This is a genomic window from Nocardioides sp. Root122, from assembly GCF_001425025.1.
GTDB lineage: Bacteria > Actinomycetota > Actinomycetes > Propionibacteriales > Nocardioidaceae > Nocardioides.
The window spans coordinates 171,683-194,863 of sequence record NZ_LMDE01000011.1 but is presented as its reverse complement, the minus strand read 5'-3'; the positions used below and the strand labels follow the sequence as shown (position 1 = coordinate 194,863).

Below are 23,181 nucleotides of genomic sequence, written 5' to 3'. Positions count from 1 at the left end.
ACCGCCATGACCCATCGATCCGCCGCCGACCGATCCGCTCCCCGGCGAGCCCGCCGGAGGCTCGTGGTGCTCAACGTGAGCCTGGCCGGACCGGAGCTCGACTACGACGTCCCCGTGACGCTGCTGGGCCGGACCTTCCGCCTGGTGCGGCGCGGCACCTCGGGCGACGTCGCGGCGGCCGTGTCGGTGGTCGAGCAGTGGCGCGGGCGGACCTCGGCGTTCGCGATCTCCGGGGTGCGGGAGGCGCGGGCGGTCGGTCTCTTCTCCGGCGACGACGACGAGGTCGAGGCGATCCGCGCGGCATGCGGTGAGGTGCCGGCCACCGACGGCGAGCTGCTCACCGACGTCCTGCAGGAGTGGGCGATCCGCAGCGTCCAGGCGGAGCTGCCGGGCTACTTCACCAACGCCCGCACCCTCGTCCTGGGCAACGGCTACCACCTCCGCACGGCCAGGGTGCTCTCGGAGTTCACCCCCAACGTCGAGCACGCAGACCCCGTCGGCCGCCTCGACAACCTCGCCCTGCGGGCCGGCGCCGCCGCGCTGGGGCTTGCCGTCGACGCGGCGAGCCTGCCACTGCGCCTGGTCCCCGGTCGTCTTCGGCGCGGACTGGTCGCCCCGGCGGAGTGGGTCGCCCACGGTCTCGCGCGGCGCGCCGCCCGCGACTGCGACGTGGTGGTGGCGTCGTACGACGAGCTCACCGGTTTCGGGCTCGAGGACCTGGCGGGCAAGACCGTCGTCTCGTCCGCGATCTCGCCCGCGCGCCTGGCCGAGCTCGGCAGCCGTGGCGTCGACCGGGTCATCGACACGACGCCGCAGCCCTTCGAGCACGTGACCGTCGTGGCGGCCGTGCTCGAGGCGATGATGATGCTGCGCGGGGCCGGAGCCGCCGGGGACGTGCGTCCACTCGACGCAGACGCCATGCTCCGGGCCATCCAGGACGCGGGTCTCGAGCCCCGGTCGCTGCTGCCCAACGGGCCGCGGCGCAAGAGCCGCTTCGCGTTCGTCATCCACCCGCTGTCGACGCAGTACTTCCACAACGTGCAGCCGCTCGACGCGATCACGCAGCTCCCGGGGATGACCTCGGTGGTCGAGAAGGCCGCGGCCTACTTCCCGCCGTTCGTCTACAGCCACGTCACCGGCATCCGGTCACCCACCGGCGCCGAGGCCGAGGGGTGGCTCATCACCGTCGGCGGGACGCCCCGGGAGATGCTGGCGCACAGTCCGGAGTTCACCTACTCACGTCTGCTGGAGGCTGCCGACATCGCCCGCAAGCTGGGCGCGCAGATCATGGGGCTGGGCGCGTTCACCAAGGTGGTCGGTGACGCCGGGGTCACCGTCGCCAGGCGTGCGCCCCTGCCGGTGACGACCGGCAACAGCTACAGCGCGTCGGGCGCGCTGTGGGCGGCTCACGAGGCGATCAAGCGGCTCGGCATCGCGGAGGTCGACGAGTCGGGCCGCCTGCGCGGCAAGACCATGGTCGTCGGCGCCACCGGCGCGATCGGATCTGTCTGCGCGCGGTTGCTCGCGCTGGCCAGCGACGAGCTGTGGCTGGTCTCGCCCGAGTCCGCCAAGCTGCTCGCCCTCAAGGCCGAGATCGAGGCGGAGGACCCGCGGGCCCGGGTGTTCGTCGCGGCCCGACCCGACGAGGCGCTGCCGGAGATGGACATGATCGTCACCGCCACCTCCGCCGCCGGGCAGAAGGTGCTCGACGTGATGGCACTCAAGCCGGGCTGCGTCGTCACCGACGTCGCCCGGCCGCTGGACCTCTCGGCCGAGGACGTCGCCAGGCGGCCCGACGTGCTGGTCATCGAGTCCGGTGAGATCGAGCTGCCGGGAGAGCGCGTGCGGATGCGCGACATCGGGCTCCCCCCGGGCGTCGTCTACGCCTGCCTGGCCGAGACGATCGTGCTGGCGCTCGAGGGGCGCTACGAGACCTTCACGGTCGGGCGCAACATCGAGTGGACCAAGGTCAAGGAGATCTACCGCCTCGGTCTCACGCACGGCATGCGGCTCGCCACCATCTCCGGCGTGAACGGCGTGTACACCGACGAGGACTTCGACCGCGTGCGCCGCCTGGCGCTCGCCGCCGGCGCCGCCCGACAGCCGGGCACCCACCCCACCGCACTCGCCACCAGTCAGGGAGGACAGTCATGAAGGACGTGTCAGGAGCAACGGTGCTCGTCACCGGCGCCGCGATGGGCATGGGCCGGCTCTTCGCCGAACGCGCGGTCCGCGAGGGCGCGGCGGCCGTCGTGCTGGTCGACGTCAACGCCGAGGCCCTCGCCCAGGCCGCCGATGAGCTGCGTGACGGCGTGCCCGAGGGATCGGACACGGTGGTCGTCACCGAGACCGTCGACGTGCGCGACCCCGACCAGGTCAGCGCCGCGGCGAAGCGGATCGCGGACGGCGTCGGCACCGTGACGGTGCTCGTCAACAACGCGGGCATCGTGCGCGGCAACGGGTACTTCTGGGAGACCGACCCCGTCGCCGACGCCCAGCTCACCCTCGAGGTCAACGCCCTGGCCCCGATGCTGATGGCGCGCGCGTTCCTGCCCGGGATGATCCAGAGCGGCCGGCAGTGCCGGCTGGTCAACATCGCGTCGGCCGCCGGCCTGACCGCCAACCCGCGGATGGCGGCGTACGCCGGCTCCAAGTGGGCGGTCGTCGGGTGGTCGGACTCGGTCCGGCTCGAGCTCGAGCAGGCGGGCCACCGGCGGGTGAAGGTCACGACCGTGTGCCCCTACTACGTCAGGACCGGGATGTTCGACGGTGCCCGCTCGGCCCCACTGCTGCCACTCCTCGAGCCGGAGGACGTCGTGGACCAGACGTGGGCGGCGATGCTGAAGGGGCAGCCGATGCTCGTGCTGCCCCGCACCGTGCTGATCAGTGAGGTCGCCAAGGGCCTGCTGCCCATCGGCGTGCGCGACTTCGTCGCCGACAAGGTGCTCGGGATCTACCACACGATGGACGACTTCACGGGCCGCTCGAGCCGGTAGGGGAGACAGGGCCGCGTTCCGGTGGCGGCTCAGAAGCCGATCGACGGCTCCGGGGCCAGGGAGGTGCGCAGGGCGCGGGCGAGCTCGGCGTACGCCCCGGGCCGGTGCTCGGCGACCAGGCCGGCGCGCAGGAGCCCGGCGACCGGGCGGCCGAGGTAGCCCGCGCCGAGCACTGCCACGTCGAGCGTGACGTCGGCGGGGGCGTCGGTCCGGGAGGCCGAGCCCGACCCGGACGATGCGGTGAGACGCCAGCGGCCGGCGTTCCAGGGGGCGTGGCGGTCCTCGACCTCGACCACCACGTCGCAGTCGTCCTCATAGCCGCGCAGTGCCCAGGCAGCCTCGAGGTCGACGAGGCGGATCCAGGTGCTGTCCCAGGTCTTGAGGTCACCGGTGCCGCGGGGGCCGCCGACCCAGGCGAGCAGCGGGTCGTCGGCGCCGAGGTTCTCCAGCTTCGTGCTGCCCATCAGGTCGAGGTCGACGACGCGTCGGGCGAGGGCCAGGCGCGCAGCGGGGCCACCGCAGAATGAGCCGACGGTGACGGTGCCGGAGGGACGTGCGTTGTCCCACTTGTGGGAGCGGCGCAGCCCCACGAAGCCGACGTCCTCGCCGTCGCGGCGGGCGAAGAGGACGCGCCGCGGCTCCTTGTCGCGCAGCTCCTCGGGCGTCTCGCGCGCGAGCAGTGCGAAGAAGTCGGCGGTCCCGATGATCGTGCCGGGGAAGTCGCCCGCCACAGCCAGCTGGCACGCACGCATCCGCTCGGGCACGCCCGGCGCGGCCATCGTCACGAGGTGCGTGGTGATGCCGGCGATCTCGTCCTCGAGGTGGGGCGCGGTGAAGGTGGTGCCGCGACCCAGGTCGACCTGGTGGGTGAGCACGGCCAGGCCGTAGCCGAACCGGCCGTAGATGGAGGCCTCGCTGGCGTGGAGGGCCGAGATCGCCACGCCGGCGTCGTGCGTGCGCGCGAGGTGGTCGGTGATCATCGCGGTGAGCACCCCCCGGCGTCGCGCGTCGGGATGTACGCCGACCCACGTCAGGCCCGCGATCGGCACCAGGTCGCCGCCGGGGAGCACCAGCTCCATCGGCCGGACGCCGTAGATGCCGCTGTGCAGGTCGTCCGGGCCGTCGGGGAGGTCGACCACGAAGCGCTGGTCCTCCGGCAGGCCGAGGCGGAGGTGCTCGGCGTCGGCCTCGGTGACCTCGCCGAACCACACGAGCTGGTCGGTGGCGAGGTAGGTCGCGGCGTCCGGGGAGGGTCGTACGTCGATGCTCACCCGACCAGCCAATCGTCCCGGGAGGAGGACCTGCAACCGGTTAAGGCCGATCCCTCGCTAGGGTCGGAGGATGTTCGCCGTCTATGCCGAGTCCTTCTCCTCCGACGACCCGCTGAGCGGCCTGGTGGTGGGGGAGCGCCCCGCCCCGGAGGCCCCTGACGGGTGGGCGACGGTGACCGTGAAGGCCGCCAGCCTCAACCACCACGACCTCTGGTCGCTGCGCGGCGTGGGCCTGCGCCAGGAGGCGCTGCCGATGATCCTCGGGTGCGACGCCGCGGGCCTCGACGAGGACGGCAACGAGGTCGTCGTGCACGGCGTCATCGGCGACCCGGCGTGGACCGGTGACGAGGCCGACGATCCGGGCCGGTCGCTGCTGTCCGAGCGTCACCAGGGCACGTTCGCCGACCAGGTCGTCGTGCCGCGCCGCAACCTCGTGCCCAAGCCGGCCTCGCTGTCGTTCGAGGAGGCTGCCTGCCTCCCCACCGCCTGGCTGACCGCCTACCGGATGCTCTTCGTCCAGGGCGCCTGCAAGCCGGGGGAGACGGTGCTGGTGCAGGGTGCCGGTGGCGGTGTCGCCACGGCGCTGATCGTGCTCGGCCGCGCGGCGGGCCTGACGATGCTGGCCACCAGCCGCGACGAGGCCAAGCGCACCCGGGCCGTCGAGCTGGGGGCCCACGAGGTGTTCGAGTCGGGCGCCCGGCTGCCGGTCAAGGTCGACGCGGTCATGGAGACGGTCGGCAAGGCGACGTGGAGCCACTCGATCCGCTCGCTGCGACCGGGCGGGCGCATCGTGATCAGCGGGACGACCTCGGGCCCCGACGTCGACGATGCCGGTCTCACCCGGGTCTTCTTCCTGCAACTCTCGATCATCGGCTCGACGATGGGCACCCGCCAGGAGCTGGACCAGCTCGTGAAGTTCCTCGACGCCACGGGCACGAAGCCGCTGATCGACCACACGCTCCCGATGGAGCAGGCCCGTGACGGCTTCGCCTCGATGGCCGGGGGCGAGGTCTTCGGCAAGATCGTGTTCACCCGGTGAGGCACGTCCTGACCGGTGCCGGCTCGGGCATCGGGCTCGCCCTCGCGCACCGGCTCGCCGGCCGCGGCGACGACCTCGTCCTCCTCGCCCGCAGCGAGGCCCGCGCGGCCGAGCTGGGCGGAACGTTCCCGCAGGCGGAGGTCCTGGTCGCGGACCTCGCGGAGCCCGGCACCCTCAACGGGCTCGGGCGCCAGGTGGACGGACCGGTCGACACCCTGCTGCACGTCGCCGGCGTCGTCGACCTCGCGAGGGTGGACCGGCTGCGGCTGGCCGAGTGGGAGGAGCAGATCACCGTCAACCTCACCGCCCCGGCCGTGCTGACCCGCGAGCTCCTCCCGCGCCTGCGGGCGAGCCGCGGCACGGTCGTCTTCGTGAACTCCTCGGCCGGGCTGTCCGCGAGCGCCGAGTGGTCGGCGTACGCCGCCTCGAAGTTCGGCCTGCGCGCCTTCGCCGACGCGTTGCGCGCCGAGGAGGTCGAGCACGGGGTGCGGGTGAGCACGGTCTACCCGAGCCGCACCGCGACGCCGATGCAGGAGAAGGTGCACGAGCAGGAGGGTCGGACCTATGACTCCTCGCGGTGGATCAGCGCGGAGACGGTGGTCGACACGATCGTGCACGTCGTCGACCTGCCCGTCGACGCGACGATCCCCGACGTGACCGTCCGCCCCGTGGTGCCGCGAACCGGCACCTGATCAGGCCTCGAGCACGAAGGCGCGGATCCTCCGGCTCTGCCCGATGCGCTGCCGGTAGCTGAGGTAGCCGGGGTAGATTTCCCCGGCCAGGGCGAAGATCTCCTCCGCCTCAGCCGGCGTCGCAGGACGGGCGGTGACCTCGCGCGAGGTGTTGCGGTAGGTCACCACGGCGCGCGGGTCGGCCTCCAGGTTCAGCGCCCACGCCGGGGTGGCGGCCTGCCCGAAGTTGGTGCCGAGCAGCGCGAGCGTGCCGGCGTACGGCGTCGCGATGAGGTGGCTGGTGCGTGGCTTGCCGGACTTGCGGCCGGTCGTCGTGACGTCGAGCACTGCCAGGCCGGCGAGCAGGCCGGGTGCGCTCTGCCGGCCCTTGCTGAGCCTGCCGACGGTGTCGTCGAGGTGGCGCAGCACGCGTGAGAACGCCCAGCCGCCGGGGCGGGTGCCGGCGGCCCACCGGACGAGCCGGTGGAGCGGGTTGGCCGAGGAGTGCGAGTAGCCGAGGTCGTCCGCGAGTCCCACCGCGTCACGCCCCTGCCGCGGGCTCGCGCGAGCGCCAGTTGAGGGCGCCGACCAGCAGCATCCGCAGCTGGGTGCGGGCCTGCGCCAACGTGCGGGCCTCGGAGTCGGGGTCCTCCACGAGCCGTTCGGTTATCGTCACCACGAACGACACGATGAGGTCGGCCAGCAGGCCGATGTCGGCGCTGGAGTACTGCTGGGCCGCGCCGCTGCGGGCGATGTCGGTGGCCAGCTCGCGGGTGATCAGCTCGATCTCGTGGCTGATCGCCTCGCGGACGCGTGGGGGACCGGCGGTCCGCTCGCGGGCGATGAAGGCGTAGTGGGACCGGTTCTCCCGCACGTGCTCCGCCACGATCGGCAGCGAGCCGTCGATGAAGTCGCGGTACTCCGGGGCATGGCGCCACACGTCCATGAGCATCAGGCGGAGGGAGCGGAAGCTCTCGTCGACCAGCGCCAGGCCCAGGAGCTCGAGGGAGCCGAAGTGGCGGTAGAACGCGGTGGGCACCACGCCGACCTGCTTGGCGACCTGCCGCAGCGAGATCGCCGCCAGGTTCGAGTCCGCCGCGAGCGCGAGCGCGGCATCGAGGATCGCCCGGCGGGTGCGTTCCTTGCGCTCGGCGCGCGACTCGCCGTCCTCGGGCTCGGCGGACGACGGGGGCATGCGTCGAGCCTAGATCACGCGGACCCCCGAACCGACCTGCACGCGCCTTCGCACGAGGGTGCACGACCGTTCACCGAAGTGCCCCGCATCACCCGTCGAGCGGTTGACGCCCGTTCGGACGCGGGGGATAGTTGAGTGCACAGGCGTTCACTCGATGGAACGGAGGTCAGGATGATCGTCCTCGACCGGATCGTGCGTTCGCGCACGGCGGCTGCCCTCGCCGCGCCGCACAGCGTCGACCACTATCTCTCCCGCATCAACCCGATGTGGGCCGCGCACGAGGTGCGCGCCCGCGTCGTCGACGTACGCCGCGAGACCAGCACGCCCGGCGCTCCCGTCGCCACCCTCACCCTCCAGCCCACCGCCACCTGGCGCGGCCACCGCGCCGGGCAGTACGTCCAGGTGGGCCTCGACGTGCCGGGCGCCGCCCGTCGGATGACGCGGTGCTTCTCGATCTCCTCGGCCGCCTCGCGTCCCGGGGAGCAGATCACCCTGACCGTCCGCTCCCACGCGGAGGGCCAGGTGAGCAGGCGTCTCGTCGACGCCGAGCCGGGACGGGTGCTGCACCTCTCCCAGGCGCAAGGCGACTTCACGCTGCCGATCAGTCCGGCGACCCCGGGCATCGATCCGCTGCTCTTCATCACGGGAGGCTCGGGCATCACGCCCGCGATGTCGATGGTGCGGACCCTGCTCCGTGACGGGTACTCCGGCCGTGCCGGGCGGCCCGTCACGTTCCTGCACCACGCCCGCTCGCCGGAGGACCAGATCTACGCCGACGAGCTCGCCCGGATCGCGGCCGACGACAACGACGTCACCGTCCACCTGCGCCACGGCGACGCCGTCTTCAACGAGCTCGAGCTGCGCCGGCTCGTCCCGCGCTTCCGCGACACCGACACCTGGGCGTGCGGCCCCGCCGGGATGATCGACCTGGTGCGCGCGGCGTACGCCGGCAGCCCGCGGCTGCGGCTCGAGCTCTTCAAGCCGCCAGTCTCGACAGGCCCGACCAGCGGGGGGATCAGTGCCGAGGGCGACCTCGTGCTCGCCGCCAGCGACCTTCAGGTCGCCAACAGCGGCGCACCGATCCTCGAGCAGGCCGAGGCGCTCGGCCTCACGCCCGAGTTCGGGTGCCGCATGGGCATCTGCTTCTCCTGCACCACGCGCAAGGCCGAGGGCACCGTCCGCAACGTGCTCTCCGGCGTCGAGTCCTCGCTCCCCGACGAGGACATCCAGATCTGCGTCTCCGCCCCGGTCGGCGACTGCGTCGTCGACCTGTGACGAAAGGACCCACCATGACCACCACGCACCAGAGGCTCACCCCTGACCAGCTCGAGGCGTTCGGCAAGGAGATGGACGACCTCCGCCAGCGGATCCTGGCCGACCTCGGCGAGGACGACGCGGCCTACATCCGCGGCATCGTCAAGCGCCAGCAGCAGATGGAGGTGCTCGGCCGCGCGCTGTACTACCTCCCGCCGGCCTGGCCGCTCGCGGTCGCTGCGCTGTCGGTCTCCAAGATCCTGGAGAACATGGAGATCGGCCACAACGTGATGCACGGCCAGTACGACTGGATGGGCGACCCGCACCTGAGCTCACGCGTCTACGAGTGGGACAACGTGTGCCCGAGCGAGCAGTGGAAGTACTCCCACAACTACATCCACCACACCTTCACCAACATTCTCGGCAAGGACCGCGACATCGGCTACGGCATCCTCCGCATGGACGAGGACCAGGAGTGGCACCCCTACTACCTCGGCAACCCGGTCTACGCCTTGCTGCTGATGGTCTTCTTCGAGTGGGGCGTCGCGATGCACGACCTCGAGATCGAGAACATCGTCAAGGGGACCCGTTCGATGCAGGACAACAAGGCCCTCCACGCCGGGATCATGCGCAAGGTGCGGCGGCAGGCGCTCAAGGACTACGTGCTGTTCCCCGCCCTCACCGGGCCGCTGTTCCCGCTGACGTTCCTCGGCAACGCGACGGCCAACCTGGTGCGCAACGTGTGGGCGTTCAACATCATCTTCTGCGGCCACTTCCCGGCCGGCGCCGAGACGTTCAGCCAGGAGGAGTGCGAGGACGAGTCCCGCGGCCACTGGTACCACCGGCAGGTGCTCGGCTCGGCCAACATCGCCGGTGGGCGGCTGTTCCACATCATGTCCGGCAACCTCAGCCACCAGATCGAGCACCACTTGTTCCCGGACCTGCCGGCCCGGCGCTACCCGGAGATCGCGCCCGAGGTGCGCGAGATCTGCGAGCGGTACGGCATGGCGTACACGACCGGTCCGCTGCGCACGCAGCTGTGGAGCGTGGCGAAGAAGATCTGCCGCCTCGCGCTGCCCGGCCGTACGTCCACGCCGGAACCCGCCGCCGCACGCCCTCTGGCCGCCTGAGGCGGGCCCTCAGTCCTCCGGGTCGTCGAGGCGGGCGAGCCAGGTGGCGAGCCGCTCGACGGGCACCTCGAAGTCGGGGTGGGCGTCGACGAAGGCCTGCAGCTGCTCGGCGAGCCACGCCAGGGTGACCTCCTCGTCACCCCGGCGCCGCTCGAGCTCCTCGATCCCGCGATCGGTGAAGTACACCGGTTCCCTCGGCTCAGTAGTCGTGGCCGCCGCTGCGCGGCGACTCGAACGCTGCGTCGAGGAGCGTCCGCTGCTCCTCGGTGTGGCGCTTGACGGTGCCGACCGACGGCGACGCCGACGACGGGCGGGTGACCGGCTCGACCTCGAGGTCGAGCTCCGGCCACACGTTGAGCTGGTAGTGCGGCCACGGGCCCATGTTGCGGGGCTCGTCCTGCACCCAGCGGATCGCCTTGAGGTTGGGGTACTTGGCGACCTCGGCCCGGATCTCCTCGATCGGGTTCGGGTAGAGGCGCTCGACGCGGCCGATCGCGAACTTCGCCCCGTCCTCGCGCTTGGTCCGCTCGACCATGAGGTCCCACGTGACGCGGCCCGAGCACATGATCAGCGTCTCGACCTGTGCGGGGTCCGCGGCGTCGTCGCCGATGAAGGCACGGAACGTCGTGTCGCCCACGAAGTCGGCCGGCTGGGAGGCCGCCTCCTTGCGCTTGAGCATCGACTTCGGGGTGAAGACGATCAGCGGACGGTGCTCCTCGCCGAGCGAGTGGCGGCGCAGCAGGTGGAAGTACGACGCCGGGGTCGAGGGCTGTGCCACGACCATCGCGTCCTCGGCGCACATCGTCAGGAACCGCTCGATGCGGGCCGAGCTGTGGTCGGGGCCCTGGCCCTCGTAGCCGTGGGGGAGGAGCAGGACGACGCCGGACTGCTGGCGCCACTTGGTCTGGCCGGCGGAGATGAACTCGTCGATCACCGTCTGGGCGCCGTTGACGAAGTCACCGAACTGCGCCTCCCACAGCACGAGCGCCTCGGGCCGGGCGACGGAGTAGCCGTACTCGAAGCCGAGGGCGGCGTACTCGGACAGCAGCGAGTCGTAGACGTGGAACTTCGCCTGGTCCTCGGTGAGGTTCGTCAGCGGGGTCCACTCGTCGGCGTTGGTCCGGTCGATGATGGTGGCGAAGCGCTGCACGAACGTGCCGCGACGCGAGTCCTGGCCGGCCAGGCGCACCGGGCGGCCGTCCATCAGCAACGAGCCGAAGGCGAGGATCTCGCCGGTGCCCCAGTCGATGGGGCCGTCGGTGATCGCGGCCGAGCGGCGCTGCAGCTGCGGCATCACCTTGGGGTGGACGGTGAAGCCGTCCGGCGGCGTGACATAGCTGTCGGCGATCCGCTTGAGGACCTCCTGGGAGACCGCGGTCGAGAACTCGCCGGCGGGCTTGTCGGGGTAGTCCGGGACGGTGGTCCACTCGATGGGCGCCTCCGAGCTGGCCTCGCGCACCTCGGTGAAGACCCGCTCCAGCTGCTGCTGGTAGTCCTTGAGGACCTGCTCGGCCTCCTCGATGGTGATGTCGCCACGACCGATCAGCGACTCGGTGTAGAGCTTGCGCACCGAGCGCTTCTGCTCGATCAGGTCGTACATCAGCGGCTGCGTGTACGACGGGTCGTCGCCCTCGTTGTGCCCGCGGCGGCGGTAGCAGACGAGGTCGATGACGACGTCCTTGTTGAACGCCTGGCGGTAGTCGAACGCGAGCCGGGCGACGCGGATGCACGCCTCGGGGTCGTCGCCGTTGACGTGGAAGATCGGCGCCTGCACCATGCGCGCCACGTCGGTGGCGTAGAGCGAGGAGCGCGACGAGCCGGGGGAGGTGGTGAAGCCGACCTGGTTGTTGATCACCACGTGCACGGTGCCGCCGGTGCGGTAGCCGCGCAGCTGCGAGAGGTTGAGCGTCTCGGCGACCACGCCCTGACCGGCGAACGCCGCGTCGCCGTGGACGAGCAGCGGCAGGACCGGGAACTTCTCGCCCTGGTCGAGGATGTCCTGCTTGGCGCGGGCGATGCCCTCGAGGACCGGGTTCACCGCCTCGAGGTGCGAGGGGTTCGCAGCGACGGAGACCTTGATCTTGTCGCCGGAGCCGGCCACGAACTCGCCCTCGGCGCCGAGGTGGTACTTCACGTCGCCGGAGCCCTGGACCGTGCGCGGGTCGATGTTGCCCTCGAACTCACGGAAGATCTGGCTGTACTTCTTGCCGACGATGTTGGCCAGCATGTTGAGCCGTCCGCGGTGCGCCATGCCGATGGTGACCTCGTCGAGGCCCTGCTCGGCGGCGGCCTCGCAGATCTCGTCCACGAGCGGGATGGTCGTCTCGCCGCCCTCGAGGCTGAAGCGCTTCTGGCCGACGAACTTGGTCTGCAGGAACGTCTCGAAGGCCTCGGCCTGGTTGAGCTTCAGCAGGATCCGCAGCTGCTCCTCGCGGGGCGGCTTCACGTGCGGCTGCTCGACGCGCTCCTGGATCCACTTGCGCTGCTCGGGATCCATGATGTGCATGTACTCGATGCCGGTGGTGCGGCAGTAGGAGTCGCGCAGGATGCCCAGGATGTTGCGCAGCTTCATGAAGCGCCGGCCCTCGCCACCGAACGACCCGGTCGCGAACTCACGGTCGAGGTCCCACAGCGTCAGGCCGTGCGACTCGATCTCGAGGTCGGGGTGGCTGCGCTGGCGGTACTCCAGCGGGTCGGTGTCGGCCATCAGGTGGCCGCGGACCCGGTAGGCGTGGATCAGCTCGAGGATGCGGGCCTGCTTGACGATGTCGTCGTCGTGGGAGGCCACGACGTCGCGCGCCCAGCGGATCGGCTCGTAGGGGATGCGCAGCGAGCGGAAGATCTCGTCGTAGAACTCGTTCTCGCCGATCAGCAGGCCGTGCACGCGCTTGAGGAACTCACCCGACTGCGCGCCCTGGATGACCCGGTGGTCGTAGGTGGACGTCAGCGTCATCGACTTGCTGATGGCGTTGCGGTTGATCGCCTCGTCGGAGGCGCCCTGCCACTCCGGCGGGTACTCCATGGCGCCGACGCCGATGATCGCGCCCTGGCCGGACATCAGTCGGGGCACCGAGTGCACGGTGCCGATGCCGCCGGGGTTGGTCAGGGACATCGTGGTGCCCTGGAAGTCGGTCACCGCCAGCTTGCCGTCGCGCGCCTTGCGGACCATCTCCTCGTAGGCGGTCCAGAACGCGGCGAAGTCCATCGTCTCGGCGCCCTTGATGTTGGGGACGAGCAGCTGGCGCGAGCCGTCGGGCTTCTGCATGTCGATCGCCAGGCCGAGGTTGATGTGGGCCGGGGTGACCAGGTTGGGCTTGCCGTCGACGACCTCGTAGCCGACGTTCATCTCCGGCATCGACTTCAGCGCCTTCACCAGCGCGTAGCCGATGATGTGGGTGAAGGACACCTTGCCGCCGCGGGCGCGGGCGAGGTGGTTGTTGATGACGGTGCGGTTGTCCCACAGCAGCTTGACCGGGACCGAGCGGACCGAGGTGGCGGTCGGGACGCTCAGCGAGGCGTCCATGTTGGCCGCGGTGCGGGCCGGGGCGCCGCGCAGCACGGTGTAGGTCGGCTCGTCGCTGGCCTTGGTCGGCGCGGCCGGCGTGGGGTCCTTGGCGACCGGGGTGCTGGTGCCCTTGGCGGGCTCGTCGGCCTGCGCCGCGGGGCGCGGGGTCGACGTGGCGGGGGCCTTCGAGGCCGGCGTCCCGCTCGCCTTCGCAGCGGGGGCGGCCGTGGCGGCGGGAGCCTTGGCGGGTGCGGCCGCCGGCGCCTTGGCGGGAGCAGCCTTGGCGGGAGCCGCGGCCGCAGGAGCGGTGCCGTTGCCGAAGTACGCCACCCACTCAGGCCCCACGCTCCCGGGATCCTTGTCGTACTGCTCCTTCATCTCCTCCACGAGCCACTCGTTGGCTCCCAGGTCAGATGACGGTGCAACCGAGTGATTGCCGGACTGCCCGTTCGGGGACTGCGCCACGCTTGTTTCGCCTCTTCCAGATCTCATCGCGCGAGGGTTTGGCCAATTTCACCAAGTCGCCGTCAAGGCTAGTCGCACACGCTCCCAAATGCAGGGGCGGGCCCGTCCTTTGAGGCATGGTGTCGACCACACCCCATCCGTACCTCCCGGTAACCGGTCAGGCGACCGGTCCACCGGCCGATCGGGAAGCCGTCGGCACCCCGGTCCCGACCCGTCCCACCTGCTGTCTCACCCCCGCCTGGAGTCGTCATGCCACGCCCCTCACCGGGCCGCACGCCGTGGGCCCGCCTCGCTGCCCTCGTGCTCGTCCTGGTCCTCCCGCTGTCCGCCACCGCCTGCTCGTCGGGCTCGGACCCCGAGGCCGCCCCCGAGCGGCTCAGCCGGGGCGACGACCGGGCGACGCTCGCCTCGCACCCGGTGCAGACCAGGACCACGATCCACCGCGTCTTCGGGCGGCTGCCCGACGCGAGGCGCAAGGTCGTACGCCGCCAGGTGGGCGAGGTCGTGGACCGCTGGTGGGACGCCGCCTACCTCGGCGGCACCTACCCGCGCAGCAGCTTCCCCTCCGCGTTCCCGGGGTTCACCAAGGGCGCCGAGGCGCGCGCGCGCTCCGACAAGGCGCTCCTGACCAACCAGACCGGTGGCCGGCGCATCGACTCGGTCGAGGCCAGGCACCGTTCGGTCTCGCTCGACATCCTGGCGACGGGCAAGCAGGCGCGGTCGGTGACCGCCCACGTGGTGCTGCGCTTCGACACCGCCGGCGACAAGACCGGCACCACCGTCGTGCGCGGCCGGTTGTTCCTGGTCCGCAAGCGAGGTGCGTGGCGCATCTTCGGCTACGACGTCTCGAAGGGAGCGCGCCGATGACCGGGTTCGTGACGAGGGCCCGCGTGGTCCGGGGCGTGCGCGCCGCCGCGCTCGCCGCGGTGCTCGCCGTCACCGCGCTGGTGGTGCCCCAGGGCGCCGTTCAGCCGACCGAGATGAGCCTGGTCAAGATCCGGCACGCCCAGGGCGTCTCGGTGGGTGACGACGTGGTGTGGATCCTGGCGGTCGGCTCCGACGCGCGCCCCGGCGAGGACATGACGCGTTCGCGCGGCGACGCGCTCCAGATGGTGGGCATCAACACGCGCACCGGCTCGGCCACCGCCATCGGCGTGCCCCGTGACTCGTGGGTGAGCATCCCGGGTCACGGCCGGGAGAAGATCAACTCGGCGCTCTACTTCAGCGGCCCGCGCGGCATGGCGGGCGCGATGCGCAACCTCGTCGGCATCGAGCCCGACTACGTGATGGTCACGCGCTTCCCGTTCTTCGAGGACATGGTCGACGACATCGGTGGCATCACGGTCACCAACCCCCGCCGCTTCTACGACCCCTACCTGAAGAAGGAGGGGTTCCGGAAGGGCCGCATCCACCTCGGCGGCTACGACGCCATGGCCTTCTCCCGCATCCGCAAGGGCCTCGTCGGCGGCGACTTCGACCGCTCGGCCAACCAGCAGCGGACGTTGCGCGGCATCCACGCCCGGATCCGCGCGCAGGCCGACCGGCCGGGCTTCATCGAGCGTGGCGTGATGACCGTGATGGAGCACATGGCGACCAACGCCGACCCCGGCGAGCTCTACGAGCTGGCCCAGGCCGTGGCCCAGGTCGACCCGCGCCGGATCACCACCTGCGTCGTGCGAGGGCGCGTGGGCTTCGTCGGCGCCGCCAGCGTGGTCTTCCCCGACGTGGCGCAGGCGCGGCGGCTGGGCCGCGACGCCCGCTCCGACGCCGCGCTGCGTCGCTGCTGAGGCCTGACGGGACCCGCCTGCCCGGGATGCCCGTCGGCACCCGGAGACGACGCGACGCCGAGTCGAACCCCATGGCCGACTCGGCGTCGCTGATCGTGAGAGTACTCAGGACGAGCCTCAGTGCGGGTAGATGCGCCCCGCCGTGCGGGCCAGGTCGATGACCACGGCCTCGGAGTAGAGCGTGATCCGCAGCGCGATCACCTGCGAGCCGCGGTAGCCGGTGTCCACGAGCTGGCGCTGGATCTCGCCGATCCCGTTGGGCAGCTCGACCACGCCTCCCGGCTCGGGGACCTGGATGGGCTGGCCCGCGACCGTGATGGAGCCGACCGACGTCGAGACCGTGGAACGGACCCGCTGGCCGGTCTTCTGCCGCATGGCGGCTCGGGACGACACGTCGGAGACGACGAGCTGGGCGGTGGGCACCGAGAAGGAGTCGATGGCGGTGCGCGACCAGCCCTTGGCGACCGACTTCTTGCGGAACTGGTCGCCGTGGACCTGGTAGACGACGCCGTCGAGGGTCACCGGCACCGGCACGAGCTGGCTGGCGTGGGGGACCTTGTAGGTCTGCGTGCGTCCGCGCGATCCCTGGCAGGGGAGGGCCTTGTGCTCGACGTTGCCGAACTTCAGGGCACCTTCGAGCGCCTGGTAGTCCATCGCGGTGCCACCGGAGCGGAAGACGCCGACCGGGGCCGGGCCACCCATCCGCACGCGGGCGGTGCCGAGCTCGACGAGCTGGCGGCGGTCACCCGCGGTGACCTCGATCCGCAGCGCCGACGCCTGGGACTGCGCGTTGTTGCTGTTCGCGCGGCCGTTCTTGTAGCCCAGCGCGATGCTGCCGAGGCCGGGGATCTGGATCGGCTTGGTGACGTCGCTCAGCACCTGGAACACCTGCTGGGCGGCCTGCTGGGTGCCGGTGAACACCGTGTCGGTGACCTGGTCGAGCGGTGCCAGCAGCTGCTGCAGCTCGGGCGGCAGGCTCTGGACCACGGTGTTGTCGAGCAGCTCGAGGGAGATGCTGGCGAAGGTGAAGCTCTCGGCGTGGCCGTAGCCGCGCGGGGTGTTGAACGCGTCGGCCGTGGTCTGCAGGCCCTTGATGACGAGCTTGGGGGTGGTCAGCGGTCCGACGGTGCCGCCGATGCTGATGTCGTCGATCGTGCTGGTGCCGCGAACGCCGTGGGTGCTGCCGTCGGTGTAGGTCTCGGTGCGGCTCGTGCTCGCCGAGACGTGGATGAGCGGGTTGTCGGGCACGGACACCGCGGACTGCTGCTCGACGACCTTGCCGGCGGCGCGGGTGCACAGCTGCTGGGCGTGCGCGTCCTTGAGGTTGAGCGCCTCGACGCTGTCCGTCACCAGCTTCACGCCGTAGACGTCGCCGCGGTAGCCGAAGTCGGTGAGCTGGTCGTCCGCGCGGGACAGCGTGGTGCCGGCCGCCTGCGCCGGTGCGGCGAGCGTGGCGGCGAGAGCCAGTCCTGCTGCGAGGACGACGCTCGTGGCTGCCGCCGAGCGGCGCCTGGTGGTGCGTGGCATGGGTTCCCCTCCCGAGGTCCGTGGGGAGCCGACCAGGGGCCGATCCCCTCAGACCGGCACGTGCTCCCTCGAGCGCTCAACGACGGTGGCGCGGTCAGGTCACGGCAGGGAAGACACGAGCGGCGGCACCCTGGTGGGTGCCGCCGCTGCTGGCGCCTCCGGCAGGATTCGAACCTGCGGCACCTGGTACCGGAAACCAGTGCTCTATCCCCTGAGCTACGGAGGCGTGCGCCGTCCCGGGTGACCGGGAACGGTGCGCGGTGAAGACTACCGGTCGCACGACGAGGTCGTGCAACCGCCCGACCTCAGCGCAGGGCGAGCGAGCCGGACGTCGTGGCGGGGAAGGGGAGCGCCTCGTGCTCGGCGACCCGGGCGTCGAGCTGTGCGGCCACGTCCTCGGGCCACGGCGCGGTCAGGCGGGTGGAGAGGTCGACGTGCAGGAAGATCTCCTCGACCACGCAGGCCACGGTCCTCTTGGTCTCGTCGAGGAGGTAGACGAGGGCGTGCGCAGCCCGCTCCGAGCGACCGAGCAGCCGGACCCGCGCGGACATCGTGTCGCCGGTGCGCAGCTCGCTCAGGTAGGTCACGTGGTGCTCCGCGGCGAAGCAGGCGTGCCCGTCGGTCAGCGGCCACATCTGCGGGATGCCCACCTCGACCAGGGACTCGTCGAGCCCCTCGCTGGCGATGCCGATGTAGTGGCGGACGTTGAGGTGGCCGTTGATGTCCTCGAAGGGCATGGGCACGGGCTGCTCCGCATAGGCAGGGAGCTCGATCAGCTGGTCGTAGGTGGGGTGCGTCGTCACAGGCAGGACCTTAGGGCAGGCCGCCTCGGCAACCACGGCGTGAAACCGGTTCGAGGCGGTCGGCGCCCCGCCGATAGGCTTGGCGGGTGAACCCCGAGCAGCTCTCCGCGACCATCGTCGACGTGCTGGCGGCCCTCGTGGCCGACGGCACGGTGACCCTCCCTGACGGCGTGCCGACGGAGGTCACGGTGGAGCGACCCCGGCAGAAGGGTCACGGCGACTACGCCACCAACGTCGCGATGCAGCTCGCGAAGAAGGCATCCACCAACCCGCGGGCCTTCGCCGAGCTCGTCGCCGAGCGGCTGCGCGCCTCCGACGGTGTCGCCGAGGTCGAGGTCGCCGGTCCGGGCTTCCTCAACGTGACGGTCGAGGCCGGCGCCCAGGGACAGGTGGCGGCCGACATCGTCGCGGCAGGGGAGTCGTACGGCTCCTCCGACGCGTTCGCGGGGGAGAAGATCAACCTCGAGTTCGTCTCCGCCAACCCGACCGGGCCCCTCCACCTCGGTGGCGTGCGGTGGGCGGCCGTGGGCGACGCGCTGGGCCGGATCTTCACCAAGACGGGCGCCGACGTGACCCGCGAGTACTACTTCAACGACCACGGCGCCCAGATCGACCGGTTCAGCTCCTCGCTGCTGGCCAGCGCCAAGGGCGAGTCCGCCCCCGAGGATGGCTACGGCGGCCAGTACATCCACGACATTGCCACCGCAGTCGTCGAGCGGCGCCCCGACGTCAAGGAGCTCGACGACGCGCAAGCCCAGGAGGTGTTCCGCGAGGTAGGCGTCGACATGATGTTCGAGGAGATCAAGAAGTCGCTGCACGACTTCGGGGTCGACTTCGACGTCTACTTCCACGAGAAGTCGCTGCACGACTCCGGCGCCGTCGAGCGCGCCATCGAGCGCCTGACCGAGATGGGCAACACCTACGAGGCCGACGGCGCGCTGTGGCTTCGCACCGAGAAGTACGGCGACGACAAGGACCGCGTGATCATCCGGTCCAACGGCACCCCGGCCTACATCTCCGGCGACCTCGGCTACTACCTCGACAAGCGAGAGCGGGGCTTCGACCGCTGCTTCATCATGCTGGGCGCCGACCACCACGGCTACGTCGGCCGGATGAACGCCATGTGCAGCGCCTTCGGCGACGAGCCCGGCAAGAACCTCGAGATCCTCATCGGCCAGATGGTCAACCTGCTCAAGGACGGCGAGCCGGTGCGGATGTCCAAGCGCGCCGGCACGGTGGTGACCATCGACGACCTCGTCGAGGCGATCGGCGTGGGCGCCAGCCGCTACGCGCTCGCCCGCTACCACAGCGACAGCCCCATCGACATCGACCTCGACCTCTGGTCGCGGGCCACCAACGACAACCCCGTCTTCACCGTGCAGTACGCCCACGCCCGGGTGTCGAGCCTGATGCGGAACGCTGCCGACCTCGGGGTCGAGGCGCAGTCGCACCCCGCGCTGCTCACCCACGAGAAGGAGGGCGAGCTCCTGCGTGCCCTCGCGGAGTTCCCGCGCGTGGTCAAGGCCGCTGCGGAGCTGCGCGAGCCGCACCGCGTCGCGCGCTACCTCGAAGAGCTCGCCGGCACCTACCACCGCTTCTACGACAGCTGCCGGGTGCTGCCCCGCGGTGACGAGGAGACCGGCGACCTCCACCGGGCGCGGTTGGTCCTCGTCGACGCCACGCGGGTGGTCCTCGCCAACGGCCTCGACCTGCTCGGCGTCTCGGCTCCCGAGAGGATGTGATCGGGCGTGCCGACTGCGCACCCGTCCGGCTGGGCGCACGCGGACGGCGCGCTGCGGGGACCCCACTGGCTGCGTGAGCCCGCCGACACCAACGCGCTCGTCGAGCACCTCTGGTCCCGCACCGCGGTCAAGTCGGACGGCGTGCTGGCCGTCGGGGGAGTGCCGTTGCCCGAGCTGGTCCGCGAGCACGGGTCGCCGGCCTACGTCCTCGACGAGGACGACTTCCGCACCCGGGCCCGCGCCTTCCGCGACGCCTTCGCCGACTACGACGTCTTCTACGCCGGCAAGGCCTTCCTCTGCACCACGGTCGCCCGGTGGCTGGCCGAGGAGGGCCTCTCGCTCGACGTGTGCTCGGGCGGTGAGCTCACCGTCGCCGAGCGCGCGGGCTTCCCGATGGAGCGCGTCGGCTTCCACGGCAACAACAAGACGCTCGGCGAGCTCGAGCGCGCCGTCGAGCTGGGGGTGGGCCGCGTCATCGTCGACTCCTTCCACGAGATCGAGCGGCTGGCGGGCGTGACGGCGGCCCTGGGCCGCACGATCGGCGTGATGGTCCGCGTCACCGCCGGGGTGGAGGCGCACACCCACGAGTACATCGCGACGGCGCACGAGGACCAGAAGTTCGGCTTCTCGATCGCCAGCGGCGACGCCCTCGACGCCGTACGCCGCGTGCACGAGGCCCCCGGCCTGCGCCTCCTGGGCCTGCACTCCCACATCGGCAGCCAGATCTTCGACACCTCCGGCTTCGAGGTCGCCGCCCGCCGGGTGCTGGCGCTGCACGCCACGGTGACCGAGGAGGTCGGCGTCGAGATGCCCGAGATGGACCTCGGCGGTGGCTTCGGCATCGCCTACACCACGCAGGACGACCCGTCCGACCCCTCGCAGCTCGCGACGGAGATGACGAAGATCGTCGAGCACGAGTGCCGCGCCCTCGGCATCGCCGTGCCGCGGCTCTCGATCGAGCCCGGCCGCGCGATCGTCGGTCCGGCCATGTGCACGGTCTACGAGGTGGGCACCGTCAAGGAGGTCGCCCTCGACGGCGGCGCCCGCCGCTCCTACGTGTCGGTCGACGGCGGGATGAGCGACAACATCCGCACGGCCCTCTACGACGCCGACTACTCCGCCACCCTCGCGTCCCGCGCGTCCGCCGCCACGCCGGGCCTGGCGCGCGTGGTCGGCAAGCACTGCGAGGCCGGAGACATCGTGGTCAAGGACGAGTTCCTGCCCGGCGACGTACGCCCCGGCGACCTCGTCGCGGTGCCCGGCACGGGTGCCTACTGCAGATCCATGGCGTCCAACTACAACCACGCCCTGCGTCCTCCGGTGATCGGAGTTCGGGACGGGAAGACTTTCACCGTGCTGCGACGAGAGACTGAGGCCGACCTGTTGGCGACCGATGTGGGTGTGTTCGATGAGTGACGGTGACAAGCGCACCTTGAAGGTGGCCGTGCTGGGCTGCGGAGCAGTCGGCTCGCAGGTGGTGCGACTGCTGACCGAGCAGCACGACGACCTGGCCGCCCGGGTGGGTGCACCCGTCGAGCTGGTGGGCGTCGCCGTACGCCGCCTCGACGCCCCCCGCGAAGTCGACGTGGCCGAGGGACTGCTCACCACCGACGCAGCCGGGCTGGTCGCCCGCGACGACGTCGACCTGGTCGTCGAGGTCATCGGCGGCATCGAGCCCGCGCGCTCGCTGATCCTCTCCGCGCTCGACAACGGCGCGAGCGTCGTCACCGCCAACAAGGCACTGCTCGCCGAGGACGGCCCAACACTCTTCGAGGCGGCCGCCAAGGCCGAGCGCGACCTCTACTACGAGGCGGCCGTGGCCGGTGCGATCCCGATCCTGCGGCCGCTGCGCGAGTCGCTGGCCGGTGACAAGGTCACCCGGGTGCTCGGCATCGTCAACGGCACGACCAACTTCATCCTCGACAAGATGGACACCTCCGGGGCCGGGTTCTCCGAGGCGCTGGAGGAGGCCCAGGAGCTCGGCTACGCCGAGGCCGACCCGACCGCGGACGTCGAGGGCTTCGACGCGGCGGCCAAGGCCGCGATCCTCGCCAGCCTGGCCTTCCACTCGCGGGTGACCGCCTCCGACGTCTACCGCGAGGGCATCTCCGAGGTGACCGCGGCCGACGTGGCCAGCGCCCGTGACATGGGCTCGGTGGTCAAGCTGCTCGCGATCTGCGAGCTGCGCGGCGACCAGGTCGCCGCCCGCGTGCACCCGGCGATGATCCCGCGCTCGCACCCGCTGGCCAGCGTCCGCGAGGCCTACAACGCGGTGTTCGTGGAGTCCGAGGCCGCCGGCCAGCTGATGTTCTACGGGCCCGGCGCGGGCGGCGCGCCCACGGCCAGCGCCGTGCTCGGCGACCTGGTGACGGTCGCCCGCAACCGGCTCGCGGAGACGCGTGGTGCGGGGGAGTCGGCCTACGCCGACCGGGGCGTGCAGCCGATGGGGGAGACCCGCACCCGCTACCACGTCGCCATCGACGTCGACGACCGGGCGGGCGTGCTCGCCGCGGTGGCCAACGCGTTCGCCGACCACGACGTCTCCATCCAGACCGTGCGCCAGGAGGGCCGCGGGGCCGACGCGCAGCTCGTCGTCGTCTCGCACGCCGCCCCCGACGCGGCGCTCGCCGCGACCGTGCAGCAGCTGCGCGACATGGACATCGTCCGCGAGGTCACCTCGGTGATGCGGGTTGAGGGAGGCGACGAATGACCACCAGGACCGTTCCCGGCGGGACCCACCAGTGGCGTGGCGTCATCGAGGAGTACCGCGACCTGCTCGACCTGCCCGAGGGCATGGCCGCCGTCACGCTGCGCGAGGGCGGCACGCCGCTCGTCCACTCGGAGTGGCTCTCCGGCGTGACCGGTGCCGAGGTGTGGCTCAAGGTCGAGGGCGACAACCCGACCGGGTCCTTCAAGGACCGCGGCATGACCGCGGCCATCTCGCACGCGAAGCACCTCGGCGCACAGGCCGTGGTCTGCGCCTCGACCGGCAACACGTCCGCGTCGATGGCCGCCTACGCCGCCAAGGCCGGGCTCAAGCCGCTCGTGCTGATCCCCGAGGGCAAGATCGCGGCCGGCAAGCTCGCCCAGGCGGTCGTGCACGGCGCCCAGGTGATCATGGTCCGCGGCAACTTCGACGACTGCCTGGCGATGGCCATCGGGCTGTCCAAGGACTACCCGGTGGAGCTGGTGAACTCGGTGAACCCGGTGCGCCTCCAGGGCCAGAAGACGGCGTCGTTCGAGATCGTCGACTTCCTGGGCGACGCGCCCGACGTCCACCTGCTGCCGGTGGGCAACGCCGGCAACATCTCGGCGTACTGGCTCGGCTACCAGCAGTACGCCGAGCTCGGCCGCGCCACGAGGCGTCCCCGGATGCGCGGCTTCCAGGCCGAGGGTGCGGCGCCGCTGGTGACGGGGGAGCCGTTCCCGCACCCGGAGACCAAGGCCACCGCGATCCGGGTCGGCAACCCGGCCTCCTGGCACCTCGCCGAGCAGGCCGCGAAGGAGTCCGAGGGCGGCTTCGCCGCGCTGTCGGACGCGCAGATCCTCGCCGCCCAGCTCGAGCTGGCCCGTCACGACGGCGTGTTCGTGGAGCCGGCCTCGGCGGCGGGTGTCGCCGGCCTGCTGGCCGCGGTCGCGGGCGGTGAGTCGTTCGCCGGCTCGACCGTGGCGATCACGGTGACCGGCCACGGCCTCAAGGACACCGCCACGGCGTTGGAGTCGTGCGGCGACATCGTCGACACGGTCGTCGACGCCGACGTCGCCGCGGCGGCCGTTGCCGCCGGGCTCGACTGAG

General features: G+C 71.5%; 19 protein-coding genes and 1 tRNA gene. 12 read left to right on the top strand and 8 right to left on the bottom strand.

Translation table 11 applies throughout. The annotated features are described in order from the left end of the window. Positions 1-6: 6 nt before the first annotated feature. Positions 7-2,154 carry a dehydrogenase gene (locus ASC64_RS13685; RefSeq protein ID WP_056908096.1) on the top strand — a complete coding sequence of 716 codons (2,148 nt, stop codon included), beginning with the start codon at positions 7-9 and terminating at the stop codon, positions 2,152-2,154. Further along, positions 2,151-2,996, top strand: coding sequence for an SDR family NAD(P)-dependent oxidoreductase (locus ASC64_RS13680; RefSeq protein WP_056908095.1), 846 nt, complete (start codon positions 2,151-2,153; stop codon positions 2,994-2,996). Before ASC64_RS13685 ends, ASC64_RS13680 begins: the two co-directional genes overlap by 4 nt. 29 nt (positions 2,997-3,025) lie before the next feature. On the opposite strand, the gene ASC64_RS13675 is transcribed toward ASC64_RS13680, so the two are convergent. Next, the gene (locus ASC64_RS13675; protein ID WP_056908094.1) at positions 3,026-4,267 is read right to left on the bottom strand and encodes a GNAT family N-acetyltransferase; all 1,242 of its coding nucleotides are present in this window, start codon (positions 4,265-4,267) and stop codon (positions 3,026-3,028) included. A 70-nt stretch (positions 4,268-4,337) separates the two neighbouring features. Between ASC64_RS13675 and ASC64_RS13670 the strand changes: the two genes are divergently transcribed. After that, positions 4,338-5,306, top strand: coding sequence for a zinc-binding dehydrogenase (locus ASC64_RS13670; RefSeq protein ID WP_056908093.1), 969 nt, complete (start codon positions 4,338-4,340; stop codon positions 5,304-5,306). After that, entirely contained in the window at positions 5,303-5,998 is a 696-nt protein-coding gene (locus ASC64_RS13665) for an SDR family oxidoreductase (RefSeq protein ID WP_056908092.1), read from the top strand. The genes ASC64_RS13670 and ASC64_RS13665 overlap by 4 nt, the downstream gene beginning before the upstream one ends. Here ASC64_RS13665 and ASC64_RS13660 read toward each other — a convergent pair whose 3' ends face one another. Both ASC64_RS13660 and ASC64_RS13655 read right to left on the bottom strand, forming a co-directional pair. Next, on the bottom strand, positions 5,999-6,514 hold the full coding sequence (locus tag ASC64_RS13660) for a nitroreductase family deazaflavin-dependent oxidoreductase (protein ID WP_056908091.1): 516 nt from the start codon (positions 6,512-6,514) through the stop codon (positions 5,999-6,001). A 4-nt stretch (positions 6,515-6,518) separates the two neighbouring features. Next, entirely contained in the window at positions 6,519-7,172 is a 654-nt protein-coding gene (locus ASC64_RS13655; protein WP_056908090.1) for a TetR family transcriptional regulator, read from the bottom strand. A 171-nt stretch (positions 7,173-7,343) separates the two neighbouring features. On the opposite strand from ASC64_RS13655, the gene ASC64_RS13650 reads away from it, so the two are divergent. Together ASC64_RS13650 and ASC64_RS13645 are read left to right on the top strand one after the other, a co-directional pair. Further along, a complete protein-coding gene (locus tag ASC64_RS13650) occupies positions 7,344-8,447 on the top strand; it encodes a flavin reductase family protein (protein WP_056908089.1) in 1,104 nt (367 codons plus the stop codon). A gap of 14 nt (positions 8,448-8,461) precedes the next feature. Continuing rightward, on the top strand, positions 8,462-9,556 hold the full coding sequence (locus ASC64_RS13645) for a fatty acid desaturase family protein (protein ID WP_056908088.1): 1,095 nt from the start codon (positions 8,462-8,464) through the stop codon (positions 9,554-9,556). A 9-nt stretch (positions 9,557-9,565) separates the two neighbouring features. On the opposite strand, the gene ASC64_RS22530 is transcribed toward ASC64_RS13645, so the two are convergent. Both ASC64_RS22530 and ASC64_RS13640 read right to left on the bottom strand, forming a co-directional pair. Beyond that, on the bottom strand, positions 9,566-9,742 hold the full coding sequence (locus ASC64_RS22530) for a DUF6104 family protein (protein WP_191195116.1): 177 nt from the start codon (positions 9,740-9,742) through the stop codon (positions 9,566-9,568). 13 nt (positions 9,743-9,755) lie between these two features. Then, on the bottom strand, positions 9,756-13,553 hold the full coding sequence (locus tag ASC64_RS13640; protein WP_082550477.1) for a multifunctional oxoglutarate decarboxylase/oxoglutarate dehydrogenase thiamine pyrophosphate-binding subunit/dihydrolipoyllysine-residue succinyltransferase subunit: 3,798 nt from the start codon (positions 13,551-13,553) through the stop codon (positions 9,756-9,758). Between the two features lie 222 nt (positions 13,554-13,775). Here ASC64_RS13640 and ASC64_RS13635 point away from each other — a divergent pair, with 222 nt between their 5' ends. Together ASC64_RS13635 and ASC64_RS13630 are read left to right on the top strand one after the other, a co-directional pair. Continuing rightward, positions 13,776-14,393, top strand: coding sequence for a hypothetical protein (locus tag ASC64_RS13635; RefSeq protein ID WP_056908086.1), 618 nt, complete (start codon positions 13,776-13,778; stop codon positions 14,391-14,393). Further along, positions 14,390-15,313 carry an LCP family protein gene (locus tag ASC64_RS13630; RefSeq protein ID WP_056908085.1) on the top strand — a complete coding sequence of 308 codons (924 nt, stop codon included), beginning with the start codon at positions 14,390-14,392 and terminating at the stop codon, positions 15,311-15,313. The genes ASC64_RS13635 and ASC64_RS13630 overlap by 4 nt, the downstream gene beginning before the upstream one ends. A 117-nt stretch (positions 15,314-15,430) precedes the next feature. Here the strand turns inward: ASC64_RS13630 and ASC64_RS13625 are convergent, their stop codons facing one another. The 3 genes from ASC64_RS13625 to ASC64_RS13615 all read right to left on the bottom strand — a co-directional run bounded on the left by ASC64_RS13625 (position 15,431) and on the right by ASC64_RS13615 (position 17,643). Next, positions 15,431-16,840: a choice-of-anchor P family protein gene (locus ASC64_RS13625; RefSeq protein WP_056908084.1), complete on the bottom strand. Its 1,410-nt coding sequence runs from the start codon at positions 16,838-16,840 to the stop codon at positions 15,431-15,433. Between the two features lie 150 nt (positions 16,841-16,990). Continuing rightward, positions 16,991-17,066: transfer RNA gene (locus ASC64_RS13620), tRNA-Arg, on the bottom strand. A gap of 79 nt (positions 17,067-17,145) precedes the next feature. Next, positions 17,146-17,643: a thioesterase family protein gene (locus ASC64_RS13615; RefSeq protein WP_056908083.1), complete on the bottom strand. Its 498-nt coding sequence runs from the start codon at positions 17,641-17,643 to the stop codon at positions 17,146-17,148. Between the two features lie 86 nt (positions 17,644-17,729). Here ASC64_RS13615 and argS point away from each other — a divergent pair, with 86 nt between their 5' ends. Genes argS through thrC form a run of 4 tightly spaced genes read left to right on the top strand, consistent with a single transcriptional unit; the run spans position 17,730 to position 23,180 of the window. Further along, the gene (gene argS, locus ASC64_RS13610; RefSeq protein ID WP_056908082.1) at positions 17,730-19,385 is read left to right on the top strand and encodes an arginine--tRNA ligase; all 1,656 of its coding nucleotides are present in this window, start codon (positions 17,730-17,732) and stop codon (positions 19,383-19,385) included. A gap of 6 nt (positions 19,386-19,391) precedes the next feature. Then, positions 19,392-20,801, top strand: coding sequence for a diaminopimelate decarboxylase (gene lysA, locus ASC64_RS13605; protein WP_056908081.1), 1,410 nt, complete (start codon positions 19,392-19,394; stop codon positions 20,799-20,801). Further along, a complete protein-coding gene (locus ASC64_RS13600; RefSeq protein ID WP_056908080.1) occupies positions 20,794-22,095 on the top strand; it encodes a homoserine dehydrogenase in 1,302 nt (433 codons plus the stop codon). Before lysA ends, ASC64_RS13600 begins: the two co-directional genes overlap by 8 nt. Continuing rightward, positions 22,092-23,180, top strand: a complete 1,089-nt coding sequence (gene thrC / locus ASC64_RS13595) for a threonine synthase (protein ID WP_056908079.1) — start codon at positions 22,092-22,094, stop codon at positions 23,178-23,180. Before ASC64_RS13600 ends, thrC begins: the two co-directional genes overlap by 4 nt. Position 23,181: the final 1 nt, after the last annotated feature.

Bases quoted from the DNA above. Each gene is read 5' to 3' on its own strand.
- ASC64_RS13685 (WP_056908096.1), top strand. From the start codon at position 7: ATGACCCATCGATCCGCCGCCGACCGATCCGCTCCCCGGCGAGCCCGC.
- ASC64_RS13680 (WP_056908095.1), top strand. From the start codon at position 2,151: ATGAAGGACGTGTCAGGAGCAACGGTGCTCGTCACCGGCGCCGCGATG.
- ASC64_RS13670 (WP_056908093.1), top strand. From the start codon at position 4,338: ATGTTCGCCGTCTATGCCGAGTCCTTCTCCTCCGACGACCCGCTGAGC.
- ASC64_RS13655 (WP_056908090.1), bottom strand. From the start codon at position 7,172: ATGCCCCCGTCGTCCGCCGAGCCCGAGGACGGCGAGTCGCGCGCCGAG.
- ASC64_RS13650 (WP_056908089.1), top strand. From the start codon at position 7,344: ATGATCGTCCTCGACCGGATCGTGCGTTCGCGCACGGCGGCTGCCCTC.
- ASC64_RS13645 (WP_056908088.1), top strand. From the start codon at position 8,462: ATGACCACCACGCACCAGAGGCTCACCCCTGACCAGCTCGAGGCGTTC.
- ASC64_RS13640 (WP_082550477.1), bottom strand. From the start codon at position 13,553: ATGAGATCTGGAAGAGGCGAAACAAGCGTGGCGCAGTCCCCGAACGGG.
- ASC64_RS13635 (WP_056908086.1), top strand. From the start codon at position 13,776: ATGCCACGCCCCTCACCGGGCCGCACGCCGTGGGCCCGCCTCGCTGCC.
- ASC64_RS13630 (WP_056908085.1), top strand. From the start codon at position 14,390: ATGACCGGGTTCGTGACGAGGGCCCGCGTGGTCCGGGGCGTGCGCGCC.
- ASC64_RS13625 (WP_056908084.1), bottom strand. From the start codon at position 16,840: ATGCCACGCACCACCAGGCGCCGCTCGGCGGCAGCCACGAGCGTCGTC.
- ASC64_RS13600 (WP_056908080.1), top strand. From the start codon at position 20,794: ATGAGTGACGGTGACAAGCGCACCTTGAAGGTGGCCGTGCTGGGCTGC.
- thrC (WP_056908079.1), top strand. From the start codon at position 22,092: ATGACCACCAGGACCGTTCCCGGCGGGACCCACCAGTGGCGTGGCGTC.